The 15,002-nt window shown below is 44.5% G+C and carries 9 protein-coding genes; 8 read left to right on the plus strand and 1 reads right to left on the minus strand.

Annotated elements, in window-relative coordinates:
* Window positions 1-7 precede the first annotated feature (7 nt).
* Window positions 8-1,072, plus strand: a complete 1,065-nt coding sequence (locus STSP1_RS00660) for a uroporphyrinogen decarboxylase family protein (RefSeq protein WP_085754496.1) — start codon at window positions 8-10, stop codon at window positions 1,070-1,072.
* A 10-nt stretch (window positions 1,073-1,082) separates the two neighbouring features.
* Window positions 1,083-2,921, plus strand: coding sequence for a GxGYxYP domain-containing protein (locus STSP1_RS00665; RefSeq protein WP_085754497.1), 1,839 nt, complete (start codon window positions 1,083-1,085; stop codon window positions 2,919-2,921).
* A gap of 110 nt (window positions 2,922-3,031) precedes the next feature.
* On the opposite strand, the gene STSP1_RS00670 is transcribed toward STSP1_RS00665, so the two are convergent.
* On the minus strand, window positions 3,032-4,213 hold the full coding sequence (locus STSP1_RS00670) for a LacI family DNA-binding transcriptional regulator (RefSeq protein WP_085754498.1): 1,182 nt from the start codon (window positions 4,211-4,213) through the stop codon (window positions 3,032-3,034).
* A gap of 176 nt (window positions 4,214-4,389) precedes the next feature.
* Between STSP1_RS00670 and STSP1_RS00675 the strand changes: the two genes are divergently transcribed.
* The 6 genes from STSP1_RS00675 (at window position 4,390) to STSP1_RS00700 (ending at window position 14,994) form a co-directional block, all read left to right on the plus strand.
* Window positions 4,390-6,198, plus strand: coding sequence for a metallophosphoesterase family protein (locus STSP1_RS00675; protein WP_085754499.1), 1,809 nt, complete (start codon window positions 4,390-4,392; stop codon window positions 6,196-6,198).
* Window positions 6,199-6,266: 68 nt separating this feature from the next.
* Window positions 6,267-8,522: a carbohydrate binding domain-containing protein gene (locus STSP1_RS00680; RefSeq protein WP_085754500.1), complete on the plus strand. Its 2,256-nt coding sequence runs from the start codon at window positions 6,267-6,269 to the stop codon at window positions 8,520-8,522.
* Window positions 8,523-8,599: 77 nt separating this feature from the next.
* Window positions 8,600-9,493 carry a type II secretion system protein gene (locus tag STSP1_RS00685; protein ID WP_085754501.1) on the plus strand — a complete coding sequence of 298 codons (894 nt, stop codon included), beginning with the start codon at window positions 8,600-8,602 and terminating at the stop codon, window positions 9,491-9,493.
* An 18-nt stretch (window positions 9,494-9,511) separates the two neighbouring features.
* Entirely contained in the window at window positions 9,512-10,411 is a 900-nt protein-coding gene (locus STSP1_RS00690) for a type II secretion system protein (protein ID WP_085754502.1), read from the plus strand.
* A gap of 137 nt (window positions 10,412-10,548) precedes the next feature.
* Window positions 10,549-12,813 carry a GxGYxYP domain-containing protein gene (locus STSP1_RS00695; protein WP_085754503.1) on the plus strand — a complete coding sequence of 755 codons (2,265 nt, stop codon included), beginning with the start codon at window positions 10,549-10,551 and terminating at the stop codon, window positions 12,811-12,813.
* Window positions 12,814-12,855: 42 nt separating this feature from the next.
* Complete coding sequence (locus tag STSP1_RS00700) at window positions 12,856-14,994, plus strand: LamG-like jellyroll fold domain-containing protein (protein WP_085754504.1); 2,139 nt, start codon at window positions 12,856-12,858, stop codon at window positions 14,992-14,994.
* Window positions 14,995-15,002: the final 8 nt, after the last annotated feature.

The raw sequence follows: 15,002 nt of genomic DNA on the forward strand, positions 1-15,002 counted from the left end.
GTTGATTATGGCTTTTGAACCGGACTACAGAAATATCTTATCGGCAGGCAGTAACTTGCGTTCAGAGAGACTTGCTCTTTACGAGCATATTATAACCCCTGGGTTTATGGAGAAAGTGCTTGATGAAAAATTTGCAGATTTAGAGTATTCTTCAGGAAATGACCTTGATGAATTTTTTAACAAGTTCTGCGGTTTCTTCAAAAAGTTGACTTATGATACAGTATCTTACGAGGTGAGTATCGTTCAGTCTCTCCCGCATGCGGGAGATTCGCTTATGGGCAAGAAACCTGGCCCTATACAGACTGACCAGGATTTCGATCATTTTCAGTGGAATGAAATAACAGAAGAATTCAAATGCAAAGCAGCTCCGTTGTTTGAGGCTTTGGGGAATAATATGCCGTCTGGAATGAAGGCTGTTGGAGGCCCGGGCAACGGGGTATTCGAAATAGCCCAAGATCTTGTCGGCATGGAATACCTTGCTTATATGCAGTATGACAACCCTGAGCTGTATGCGAAAATCTTCAGCAGAATTGGTAATTTGATGTGCGAGATTTGGGATTGGTTCCTGAAAAACTATTCAGCTCCTTTCTGTCTGTGCCGTATCGGAGACGACCTCGGCTACAAAAGCGGAACTCTCATCTCCCCGCAGAATATCAGAGAACATATTGTTCCTCAGTACGCCAAGATTATTCAAAAGGTGCATAATGCAGGCTTCAAATTCCTCTTGCACAGCTGCGGGAATATATTTGAAGTTATGAATGATTTTATCAGCATTGGGATTGATGCAAAACATTCCAATGAAGACGTTATAGCTCCATACGAGAAGTGGATAGAGCTTTATTCAGACCGAATTGGCCTTTTTGGCGGAATTGATGCTGATTTCCTTTACAGCTCCAAAGACCCGAATAAGGTATTCGAGCACGTATATCATAAGGGGGCTGAATTCAGGGATTCTGCTAACGGATTCGCTCTTGGTTCGGGAAATTCAATACCGGATTACGTTTTGCCGGATAGCTATCTGGCAATGGTAGAAGCAGCGCAAAAAATAAGGGAAAACGAAAAATCTTTTTAAGGGGAAAATTATGAACAGTGTCATTAGAAAAACTGCATTCGTAAATTTGCTGATTTTGTTTACCTGCGGATTGGTATTCGCAGATAAAGCGGTTGATAACCGATGGTGGCCAGTGCAAAAGGCACCGAAGAAAATATTGAAAACTTCACTGGCCGAAGCGAGCCCCACTTATCCTGAAGCCGAGAATTATATAATCAAATATTCTCCCGTGCATATGATGCTTCAGTCTCTTTCCGGCCTGACCGCTAAAGCCGTGAATGAAGGCAGCTTTGATGAGATGGTTTGGATAGACCTGCTGCCCAACTGGCGTCATCAGGATGACTACAGATACTGGTATAAGAAAGCCTTGCAGAGGCTGGAGGTAAAAGTAAAAGGGCATTACACCCCTTTCGAACTCCTTGAATATCTAAAGGACAAGGGGGTGTATAAAGGTTATGTCCTCTACTCTATTGACCAATCTGAAGGCCCGTTCGTCGGTTCAAGGCCATGGATGGACAGCTCAGCCAACGCTGCTACTGTCGCAGCGGGAATTCTGGACGGAGTTCTGATATCTGAAGAGCTTGAGCCAAGGGCAAAGAAGCTCGGCCTCAAGAAGCTCCTTGATGTTCGAGGAAAGGATGAATCCTGGGCGTTTCTGGAATACAAAGAAAGGCTAAACAGAAACTATGCATTAGCCCAAGACCCAAAAATGCCCCGCCAGAGGGCGCTTGCAATAGCAAACAAAATGATGGTCTTTTATGAAATGGATGAACCAGCTGATTCTGTTTATGAGTGGCTGAATCCGCTCTCAAGCATTATTGGTTACAACGGTACCCACGAAGGACAGTTTATCGAGCAGCTTTCAAGATACGGCCACATCCTTCCTGCCAGCAACTGGTGTATGAACCTCCCGATACTGTCAGCTGAAACGGAAGATTGCGAGCCGGTAAAATTCGAAGCTATGGATTTGGCTGAGTTCAAGAAAAACTATGATCCTGCTTCGAATGCGGTTTCTTTCATTATGAGCGACGGCGACAATGTACAGTGGCTCATGGGGGATTTCTGTTTTAACAAGTTTTACTGGGCAAGCCCTGATCATGGGGATTTCCCGTTCGGCTGGGGACTTCCTTTTGCCGGTTTGGATCAAGTTTGCACGGAGACAATGCAGTATCTGAAAGAAACTCAGCCAAAAGACTGCACATTGAACCTGCATGCAGGCGGATACTATATGCCGGATGTATTCGGAGTTCGCTACAGTGATAAGGAAAGGATCGCTCTGCTAAGAAAACACGCAAAAAGGCTGAATTATTATATGAAGCGCAACAACTCCAGGACGCTTCAGTTTATCTGCGATGATATAGACGGTAAAAATGCAATGGAGGCTTACAAAGTTTTTGCCGAAGAGATTGAACAGCTCGCAGGAATATTTGTGCTTCAGTATGCCCCTTACACCGCTGAGGAAGGTAAGATTATGTGGGTTAGAAGCTCGAGCGGAGTTCAGATTCCAGTGATAAACTGCAAGTATACAATTTGGGCCAACTACAATCAGCCTGACGGCGGAACCCCCTCCGAGGTGGCTCAAATGATAAACAAGGACGCTGATAAAATGTGCGATTCTGATGATCCGTACTTTGCCTGGACTATAATCCATGCATGGTCGGGTTTCAAAAAAGCTAACGGGGAAATCAAAAGCACAGCGTTTGAGGCCGACGGAAGCTGGGCCGGGGTTACACCTACGAAGTGGTGCGTTGATGAACTTGACAGAGATGTGAATGTGGTTTCTCCCGAGGAGCTTTTGTGGAGGATTCGTATGAATCATAACCCAGCACAGACAAAAGAAGTTATTGATGAACTAACCGGAAACCAATAAACAACTTTCAAATAAGTCAAATGTTTATTATACCGCGAGAAAAGTTCATAACAGCCTTGAGCAGGGGGTCTTCAAAGAAGGCTCCCTCGCTTGAAATCCGCTTTTCTTGCTTATTGTGGAAGTATGTTTCTAAGACCGCCGCAGGATTTGCGAACAATAAGCTGGGTAGATATCAGGATAGTTTTAGGAGGCTGGTCAGGATTGTTTATCCTTGAAAGAAGTGTTTCTATTGCATTTTCAGCTATCTGAATTGTCGGCTGCCGCATCGTTGTAAGCGGTACAGACATAAACGCTGCAAAAGATTCATCATCAAACCCTACAACCGATATATCCTCGGGAACTTTCATTTTAAGATCTTTCCTTATTATCTGGATAACCTCAGCTGCCATTCTGTCGTGCATACATACAAGGGCATCCGGTTCGTGCTCCTGCACCACTTCAATAATGTTTTCTTTTTTGAACGTATGTTCTATGTCCGATAGAGGATTAGCTTCAAATTTGAATACCTTGCAGCCCTCTTTGCTGGAAAGCTGTTTTACAGCATTTTTGTAACCGGTAATCTTGTCCTTTGTGGACGAGCATCTTATTTTGTCAGAGAGGAATAAGATCCTTTCCCTGCCGGTTTCGATTAAATGTTCTGTAACCTCATAGCCGGCGTCGGTGTGGTAAGAACTGACCAAATCATATTTACTTCTTTTAGGACCTTCGTATATATCTCTGTCAAGCAGGGCTACTGCAATGCCGGCATTTTTGAATTTTTCTGCAATTTCAATATTTACATTCTGATTGTCTTCAAGGATTGGAAGCGGGAAAAGAAGAACTCCGTCAACATTTCTTTCGATTAAAGAGTCGCAGATTTTTATTGTGTTTTTTACAAGCTCTTGGTTGGTCTGGGCTATCAAATTATTGTAAACAACATAGCAGTCTCGGTTAGTTGCAACGTGAGACATCTCTGCTAATACATTGTCAAAAAGCGAGCTCATATTGCCAAATTGGCTCGATTTGAAAGACACCCTCGGCATTACTACACCAACGCTGCAGCTGTCTTTTTGATTATTTATGTTCGGCTTTACATAAGTACCTGAACCCTGCCTTCTTTCAATAATCCCCCTTTTAACTAGTCTCTGCAGCGCTTTGCCTACGGTCGGACGAGACACCCCGAAGTGCCTGGAAAGTTCTTGCTCTGTAGGGATCTTATTTTCTGGAAGATAGTCCCCGGCAATTATGCTTGCATAAAGCCTGTCATAAATCTGAGTATGTTTGGCGTTGTTATTTGTAGTATCTGTTTTCATTTTTTTTAAGCTTAATCTGTTTTTTGTTTTTTGCAACAATAAACAAACTACAAAAAAAATGCAAATTTGTCAATAGCAATATTTACAAAATATGAAATTTGTTATTGACACGGCTTTATAAAATGTTAAATTATCAGTATGATTACAGGAAACTCATAACATTTTAAGGAGCTTTAATGAAAAGACGTGATTTTCTTAAGTCTATTGGTGCTGCAGAGCTTGGCCTTGGGTTAGCTCCGAGCCTGTTTGCTGCTCATGCAGATTTTTCTGAGAGCTGCGAAGTCAATTTTCAGAAGATGAAAAATTGCGGCGATAAATTTTCGTTCGCAATTTTTGCTGACCCTCAGGTAGGCACTATGAACTCAAATTCAAGGGTTGCAAAGAATGCCCGCCGCTTTCAGATTGAATCAGTCAAAGAAATCAACTCATTTTCTCCTAAGCCTCAGTTCGCTCTTTTTCTTGGCGATCTTGTAAACGTCCCCAATGATGCCTCATTTAAAAACTTTGTTGACTGCATCAAACACTGCGAACCTGAAGTGCTTTTAGTTCACGGAAACCACGATACACGCCCGCCTTACACAAAGTACAAGGAAATGCAGAAGCGGGTGAACGGAATGCAGAGAACATACTATTCATATGATGTCGGCAGCTGGCATTTCATTGTAACTCCGTGTAATCTCAATGGCGCATCTGAGATTGAAATCGAAACCGAGAAGAATATGCTCAGCTGGCTTGAGGCAGACCTTGAGAAAAACAAAAACCGCCCAACTATCTTTTTCAATCATCTACCCCTTATGCCTATAGGCCTCTCTCAGCTTGAATGGTATGTGTTCAGGCTTGAGATTCGAAAGAAAATGGTTGATTTAATCACAAAGCACGGCAACGTTAAGTATTTCTTCAACGGCCATGTGCACAACGGTATCAAGGCCTCTGTCAAAACGAGCTGGGAATATAAGGGAACAAAATTTGTAAATGTTCCCACGATTATAGAAGGAAGGAATTTCGGCGAAGAATACGATCGCTACGAACACGGCCTGCCTACAGGCGGCTACTATATGATGGTTCATGTTGATGGTGAAGACGTTTCTCTGGAAGGTCGGCTGACAGGAGTCGAAAAAGGATACCATTATCCAAACGATTTCAAGGAATTTTCAGAAGATATCGAGCCGCGGTGGTTCACCAAGGCGATTGATTTAAAGCCGAACACGAAATTGGTTAACGGCTCTTTTGAAGAGGGGTTGAAGGGCTGGTATCAGACCTACAGGTATATATCCGACAAAGACCCTATGTTCAAAACAGAAGTCAAAAGCGATATAAGCACAGCTGGCAAGAAAAGCGTCTATGTTCATACAATTCCAAAGGGCAGGATCTTCTGGGCAAACGACGATAACAATTCAATCTACCAGATGGTATCATCGCCAGGGGACAGCCCGATTCTAAAAGCGAAATATTTCACCAAAGAGCGTCCTGCAAATGCCGGCGGTTTTATCCGCTTCAATGCAGTTGCTGAAGACGGTTTTAAGTTTTTGATGATGTTCCACTGGGGCAGCAATCAGTACAGGGCAGATTATCTGCCCAGATGCATTGGATATGAGATTCACGGCAAACAGCAGAACTGGGCGTTTCTCCAGCAGATTGCGCTGAAGAATCAGGGCTTTTTCTGGAAAATCAGCGATGACCCTGATAAGTGGCATACTCTTCAGGTGAATATACCCGATTTGTATGACAAGGCAGTCAGCAAGCAGGGGGCGTACAGTAAGCTGGGGATATCTAAATTCTATATTCAGCTTGGCGCCTGGACAAACAGAGAATTGGATTCCGGAAGCGTTGTGCGTTTCGATGATGTAGAGCTCTTCTCTAAAGAAAATGTTAAATCTAAAGTTGATAACGAAAACCTCGCCGTAAGCGAATGGGTTCATCTCACAGAGTTCGGCCAGAGGCTTATCAACCGCACAGGAGTACCGGAACTTAACAGACTGAAGTAGTTAAAACATCTTTTTTAGCTAAAAGTTGTTATGTATAAATTTAAGGTTTATTTAAAAGAGGTAATGGAATGAAGTATTTTGCAGTTTTATCAATGTTGTTATTAGTCTGTTCAGGGGCGGTCTTTGCGCAGAACTATAACATGGAGGATGACCTTGTAACCAACGGAGGTGCAGAGGACGATTTCAATGTGTGGTTCCATTCAGAAACTAATTCTTATATCAGTACTGAAGACAGCACTGAGGGGAGCAAGTGTTTTGAGCTTTCGAATGTTGAAAATCCTTACGATCAGGCGGGAATCCGTTCTCAGCGTTATGTCGTAGAGCCGGACGAGGCGTTTCTGTTTACTTTCAAGTACAAAACGCTCCCGGGTTTCGACAAGTTCGGAGGTCCTCAAAGTCTTCGGGCCAGTGTGCGCTGCTTTGATTCGGACAACAACTACATCGGCGCTGCAAGTTCCGTAAATCCGCTTGAGGTTACTGACGGTGAATGGGTAACAGCGGAATATGAGGCGGTTGTTGCTGATCCCAATGCTGCAGAGGTAGACATCAGGATAACAATGAACACCTTCGCTGACGCTGACGGTACTGTCCGCTTTGATGAGATTCATCTCTATACATCAAGGATGCCGGTTTACTATGACACAAGCGAGAATCTGTTTGTAAACGGCGGATTTGAAACAGGCGATTTCACTAACTGGAACCCTATAAACTTAACGGAAATCAACAGTTCAATTTTTAGTGAAGGCAGCTATTCCTGCAAGTTTACCACTACTGATGACGGCGGCGCAGAATATGGGAAGATAAACCATACTACGCGTCCTTCTGTAACTCCCGGTGGTAAGTATCTCTTCAAATGTGATTTCAAGAGTGAAGCCGGGATAACTGTAGCTTCTAGTATAACAAGAATGGTAATAAGATTCTGGGAAAGTGGAAGCGTTGTTTCTGATTATATAGTAACACCCACTACCACTGACGGCGAATGGCAGACTATATCTCAGGAAGTTGTCGTACCTGACAGCCTGGACAGTATGGATGTTTATACTGTAATGAATGCAGACGGCTCATGCTATATGGACAATATGAGGCTTCATCCTGAGATGCCGACGGTTTATGATGCATCTAACAATTTGTTTGTAAACGGCGGATTTGAGACAGGTGATTTTACAAATTGGAACCCGATAAACCTCGTTGAGATATGCGGCTCAGAAGTGAGCTCAGGCAGCTATTCCTCCAAGTTTACTACTACAGATGACGGCGGCGCAGGGCTCGGAAAAATAACTCATCAGAGTTATCCTGATTTCAGCGACTATGACAAACTGCTCTTTGAATGCGATTTCAAGAGTGAAGCCGGCGTTACTGTGTCAAGCGCAAACACCAGATTCCAGATAAGATTCTGGGACAGCGGAAGCGTTGTCGGCAATGTGCAGGTCAATCCAGAAACAACTAATGGTGAATGGGTTACCCTCTCCGAGGAAATTATTGTTCCAAGCCCAGCAAGCAGGGTGGATGTATTCTGCGTTATGAACGCAGACGGCGCATGCTATATGGACAATATGAGTCTATATCCGCCTCTCGGAATGGGTTCATACGGCGTGCCTCATCTCAAAAATATGGCAGGTGAGTGGCTGACAAATGACTTCCAGCCGCTTGAACCGGATGAGCCTATTGATGATTTCGAGAGCTACGCAGACCCGAACGCCTTTTCAGGTTCATGGTCTAATACTTCCGGGTCTTATGCTAACAGAGGAACAGGCAGCGTATCGCTGATTACTGACCCAGCCGAGGCTTATTCAGGAAGCCAGGCTCTCAGATGGACATATGACAATAATGGTTCAGAAGAGAGAAGCTGGGTTGAGTTCAACACACTGTTTGCTGAAAGCGTGGACTTTGGTGTTTATGATGAAATTCATGTATGGCTGAACCGTCATCCAGGAAACAGCGAAGAAGAGCTGCTTTATTTCAAGTTCTACAACGAAACTGTTTCCCAGGAAGGCATTCAGGCGGTATATACCCTTTCTGCAGAAGACGGAAGTTCATATTCTCCGACAGGCTGGACAGAGTGGGTAATAGACCTGAACGATATGAATTTCCAGAGCGGAGCATCAGAAAAGGCCGATCTGGATAACGTAGTCGGTATGTTCTTCGGCGTTGTAGGCGATGATACAACCACCGGCAAGGGCAGCGGCGTGATAGACTTCGACGACCTTTCCTTTGTTGACACAATAAACTGCGGCAGCAATCAGCCGGTAATGGATCTTAACCAAGACTGCGAAGTTGATTTTGAAGACTTTGTAATTATGGGAGAAACCTGGGTAGGTGAATAATTAATTTGCCCTGAAAATATTATCCGGCTGGGCATGCGGTATGCCCGGCCGGATATCTTCCTTTGAGAGGTGCTGATATGAAAAATAAAAACGGATTTACTTTAATTGAGCTTTTGGTTGTTATATCAATCATTGCTCTGCTTATGTCGATTCTTATGCCTGCCCTGGGAAGGGCAAGGGCTCAGGCTCGAGTAACTGTATGCGCCAGCAGACAGAAACAAAACGTTTACGGCGCCACGATGGCAGCCAAGGATAATAACGAAAAACTCCCCAGAGGCGGTTTTAATTTCGGCGGGCATAATTTTGATGACGCTATTTCATTTAGAGCGGAAGAATATATCAATCTTACAAGCTATGTTACAGACCTTGGTGTGAGCATAGACCCCTCACGCGAGGTTGACCCAGAGATACTTGCCCAGGCAGCCAAGCAGGTTCTTACAAGCAGCGCGAGGCTGAACTTTGTCTGTCCGGAGATGGAAAATGATGTAATAGACCTTGAGGAAAGAGGTATGAGAAGCATTATAAGAGGCCAGAAGACTGCCAAAAAACCATTTATTCACAAGTACGGCGGAGCAGGCTGGACAGCCAGAATCGGCTATTCATACGTAGCCGGATTCGATACACTTGAATGGGAAGAATGGCCGGACGAAGGCGAAAAATGGCGTTCCCCAATGAAAACTACTGACAAAGGCTCTCTTACTGTTATTGCAGACAGGTATCGCTACGTGCCGGACTTTGGGTACTTTGTTTTCGTTCACGGAGACAGCGGCTCAGGACAGGAGTTTGTAGGTAAAGGCCTTACTCCTGAGAAAGCTGCTGAAAAGGGCGGCGGCGGAAACTGCGTTACTAACGTTGGTCGTCTCGACGGATCTGTAACAAAAGACAAGGTTACCAATCTGCCCGGAAGACACGTTACGCAAAAAGATAATAAAATGTGGAGCCACACAAGCGCCGATTTTTGCTACTTTTAATAACTTTAGGATTTAACTATGGTGAATATGAAAAACAAACGAAAAGGATTTACCCTCATAGAGCTTCTGGTTGTTATATCAATCATTGCTCTGTTAATGTCCATCCTCATGCCCGCACTTGGTAGAGCGAGGTCTCAGGCTCGAGTAACTGTATGCGCCAGCAGGATAAAGCAGAATATCTACGGCGCTACAATGGCAGCCGAGGATAACGACAACAGACTGCCCAAGGGCGGATTCAATTATGGCGGGATCAACAGAGACGAGGCAATTGCTTTTCGTGCTGAGGAATATTTAAACCTGTGTACATATCTTGTTGATGCAGGCGGAAAGGTTGATCCCCAAAACGAAGCAGATCCAGAAGACCTTGCGGATATGGCCGAGGCCATTTTTAATTCTGATGCGAAGGATAATTTCGTATGTCCGGAGCTGGAGAGTAAGGAATACGATCTCCAGGAAAGCGGGCAGAGAAGCATTATTAGGGGGCAGCAAACAGCGACAATGCCGTATATAACAAAATATGGTGGTGCAGGGTGGATTGCAAGAATTGGCTACTGCTACCTCGCTGGCTTCGATACGCTCCAATGGGAACAATGGCCGGATGAAGGAAAAAAATGGAAATCTCCAATGAAAACTTCCGATGAGGGCTCTCTTGTGATGATGGCAGACAGATACCGCTACTGGCCCAAAGAAGGGTGGTTTGTTTATACTCACGGCGATAACGGAGAAGGACAGACAAAAGTTGATAACGGCCTTGCTCCAGATGAAGCGCTTAAACGCTTCAGCTCATACAAATGCAATGTTGGAAGGCTGGACGGATCAGTTTCCGCGGAGAAGGTTTCAGATCTGGATCCACGGCACATTTCCCAAAAAGACAATAAGATATGGAACTATACAGGCGAAAACTACGCTTTCTTTTAATATTCGAACGTAATGAAAATGTTTAATTGCGCAGGTGCAATATAACGACAGCGGCATTTTATCGTTTAAAACGGCTTTGCCGCTTTTAGCTTACGCCAAATGAATTGGCAATAATTTATTTAATACAAGGCGGCTTTATGAAGATATCAGTTCAGCTTTTAATTTTATTCTCTCTTATGTTTCCTGTCTCAGCATTTTCCAGCGTATATAATGAAAACAATAATTTAGTGAATAACCCCTACGGCGAGGCCGGCTGGCAGAACTGGTACCGAAGCCAGAATGCAGAAATAGCAGATATATCGGCCGGAGCGGGAGAGAAAAGTTTCAAACTCCAGCCAGTATCAGGAACACACAGTGATATTCGTTCTGTCAAGCTGGTAGGCGAACCGAACCAGAAACTGAAATTCAAATATTCATTCAAGTCTGAGCCGGGTTCTTCTATTGAACAGGGAAGCAGTTATGCGCAGGTTAGATTCTTGGACAGCAGCGGCTCAGTGCTCAATGCTGCAAGTTATGAGCTTGTATTGACTTCCGGACAGTGGATTGATTATACGCATGAAGGTATTGTTGTTCCCAATGGAACAGTGAATCTGGATGTCCGCTTTATAACAGGGGCATTCCAGAAAAATTCTCAGGGCGAATTTTTCGTCGATGATATTTACCTCTACCAGGAGCTGCCGAAATTCAGCTCATGCGATAATTATCCAGATCAGCTCTATGTTATAAGCAAGGGTTCTATGAACGAGGAGGAAAAGGTTTTGATCCAAAGCCTTCAGGGACTGCTCGCTCAAGACAAGCCGGAAATCTACATTGATATGGGCAATGACGATTATCTCAACGATTTACAAGCAAACCACGGTGTGAATTATACGAGGGTTGACAGCCTCTTCTGGTATATGAATAACTACAGCAGTGATCTGTCCGGATACATACTTGCAGACCTTGATGAACCGCAGTCTATGACAGCAGCCGTCTCAATATCAGGGATTATGAATGCCGTTATTGTTGATGATTCGCTCGAAAGCTGGGTTCAGAGCTTCGGGCTTTCCAAACTCGCCGATACGAGGGGTAAAGACTGCCGTTGGGCTTATGAAAACTACTGGGACCAGCTCAATAAAAACGGTATTGTTGTAAAATCTCCAGACAGAAATGAAGTAGCGTGGGCATATAATTCAATAGACTGGTACATCGCCCAGAAACTGCTTTGGTGGTGGGATGAGAGCGAATCGCTTTCTTCGCAGGTGTATGAATCTGTCATAGACAGCTCATACTGCTACGGCTGGAACGACCCGGCAGCAGGCGGGGAGCTTGATACAGTAAGCTTTCACAGCCAGTTCAGCCTTTATACAGGGGCAGGTACTTCAGCTATGAATAAATCTACTCTGGCGGGCATGGCAAATAAATACCCTGATAAGCAGTACAGCCAGCCGATCTCCAATGAAGATTTCACCACTGAATCTGGCGTTCATTATGTAGCCTTCAATATGAGCGATATGGACAATTTCGGTGTGCATCTCAATCATTACGGATGGCATACAAAACAAGACTACTACGACAACCCTCGACGCGGAGATTTTGCAATGGGCTGGGGAATTCCGCCTTCATATTTGGAGCTTGCCCCCACAGTCCTTGAATACTGGTACAGAAATGCTACTGCTAATGACAGTTTTATTGTTCCGGGGGCGGGATTGGGATATATCTATCCTACGTTAACTCCTGAGCTGTACAAAAACACAAGGAAAATGGGGCAGCTTATGGAGAGAGCTGATATGCATAACGTTATGATCCTTGATAAACTGTGGCCTGAGCCTCTAACTGAAGCCGATTATTACCCTACAGCCCATTACTATACAAGGCTTGATGCCGTTAAAGGGCTCTTTTATGTGGATGTTGCAGGCGATTATGCGCGATATGGAAGAGAGGCCGATGACGGCAACGCTCAAAGGATATACTGGTTCGACGGCAAGCCCATGATACCCTGCAGATATACGCTCTGGGATGGAGGCCAGTATGATGGAATAAGCAAAAACGCAAATCAGCTCGCAGCCTCTATAAACGCTTCGCCTGCCGATCCATCAAACCCGGACAGCTACACTTTTGTTGTAGTGCATGCTTGGTCTTACGGGCTTGATGAGGTGTACAATACAATCCAGCAGCTTGATTCGGATGTGCGGGTTGTTACGCCTGAAGAGCTTATCGAACAGGTTTATATGAATCTTTCGCCCTGCGGCGAGGTGCCAAAGAAGGCAGACTTGAATCAGGATTGCGAAGTCGACCTTGCCGACTACTCTCTGCTTTCAAAAACTTGGCTTGATGCAGGTATGGGGACAACTGACCTTACAAGCGATGATAAGATGGATCTTGATGATTTGATATATTTCCAAGATTCATGGCTCGATTAATAACAGCGAGCCGGTAAATGATTTATAAAAGGAACAGCAATTATGAAACTTTTAAAGTTTAGTTTTTTTTGCATTTCGGCATTTGCTTTAAGCATTTGCTTTGCCGAGAACTTGATTACTGATAATGCTGATTTTGAGTCGGATGCTGTCGGACAGCCTGTATCGGGTTGGTTCAAGGATTCGGCAATTACAGCCTCGGGTAACGGTCCGAGCAGGCCGGGAAGCAAATCAGCTTATTTAGCCGGCGGTACAGAGGACTATGGCCTGCGTTCAAGAGGTTTTGAAGTTACTTCAGGCGAGACCTATAGACTCACGTTTGACTACAAAACCGCAGGCACAACTAATGGTAATCCTGAAGTTAGATTTTTATTCAAGGAAAACGCGGTAATAGACAGTATAGGCAATGTCGATGGTGATTTTATTGGAGCGGAAGTTTTGGACTTGACGCCCACCGAGGGCACTTGGGAAACATTGAGTGTCGCTTCATCCAGAACAGGGACTGATATAGCAGGGCTTATCAGGATAACCAAGAATAAGTTCGCTTCAGGCTCAGACTCATTCAACGGCGAGGTCTGGATAGATAACGTAAAAATTTACTTAGTTGAAACTGATCCTGACAACCTATTCAGTAACCCGGGCTTTGAAACCGGCGACCTCACAAACTGGTATAAAAGCTCCGGGGTTAACGTGATCAGCGATAATGGCGAGAGCCTTGAGGGCATCTATGCAGCTGAAATCCCTGCGGGCGATGATATTCGCACTGTTAAGACAAACGCTGCTTACGGTGACGGGCTTGAAATTTCGTTTGATTATAAGGTTAATTCAGACGCAAGCTTTGAAGCTGTTTTGCGGTATTTTGATAACGACGGCGGCGGCACTGCCTTTTTGTCTCAGGATTCCTATGAACTTAACCCAACTGATGACTGGGCAGTGTTTCAGCTTGAAAAAACAATTACTCAGCAGAATACTGATGAGATTGATATAAGATTTATTGCAGACACCGCCTCAAGCGGAGAGCTGATTATAGATAATCTTTCAGCCAAATTTGCAGTGTTCGAAAATCAGTCTCCCTTGGTTGATGCTGGAATAAGCAAACTGCTCAGATTAGACAGCAGCCAGATAAGTGAGATGCTTGAAGGGGCATTTACTGATGACGGCCTGCCGTCGGATTCTTCTCCTTCAGTTCTTTGGACAGTCCTTGATAAGCCCGAAGGCTCGTCCATAGTTTTCAATCCCAATAACGGAAGCGAAGAAGAATCAGATGTCCTATCGCCAGAAGTAATCTTTAGTGAAACTGGCGATTATCTCCTTGAGCTCTGCGTTGATGACGGACAGCTTCAGGCCTGCGATCAGGTTGAGTTCAATGTCCGCACCCCCGATTATTTTGGCGTAACAGCGAAGTATGATTTCAACAGCAATATGCAGGACAGCGCTGCTAAAGGCTCTCTGCAGGACGATCTGAGCGAGGCTCCGAATTCAGGCAGCACGGCAAATTATCTGCCCGGAATTCTCGGAGACTCTTTTGTTTTGTCGAATACTGCTGAGCAGACTGGCGAGCCTCTTGTATATTCTGAGCTGACAGATGATTTGAATCTGCCGGCAGCTTATACGATTGAAGGCTTTATAAGGCCTCATCCAGACAATTTTGATGACGGCCAAGTCAACAGAATTTTCTCCACACTCGGCTTCTTTGCAGGCATAGACAGCAGCAATTCATTATTCGTTTACCATAATCAGCAGCTCTCAGGAACTGTTGAATTAGCGGGCGGGAATCTCTGGCCGCACTGGCACCATTTTGCAGTTACCGGCGATTATGAAAATCTGAAGCTTTATGTTGACGGGGTTTTGGCAGATACAAAATCCTACGATGGAACAATAGACAATTTCAGCGGAGTCTGGAGAGAAACCCTCAATCCTGCCGGCTTTAAGGGGCTGGTAGATGAGATTCAGTTCCACAATGAAGCCAGAGATCAGGCCTATATAGAATCCAGAGCTCAGCTTATTATGCCCACTCGCGATCTTTTCTACGACAGAATTATTGATGAGCAAGATATAATGATATTTGCTCACGGATGGCTTAATTCTTTTCCATGTAATTCTGCGGCAGACCTCAATCATGATTGTAATGTTGATATTTCTGATTTTGCAGAGCTTTCTCTAAATTGGCTTCACACATTTTAATGAGGATT

The sequence above is a fragment of the Sedimentisphaera salicampi genome (assembly GCF_002117005.1).
In the GTDB taxonomy this organism is placed as follows: Bacteria; Planctomycetota; Phycisphaerae; order Sedimentisphaerales; family Sedimentisphaeraceae; genus Sedimentisphaera; species Sedimentisphaera salicampi.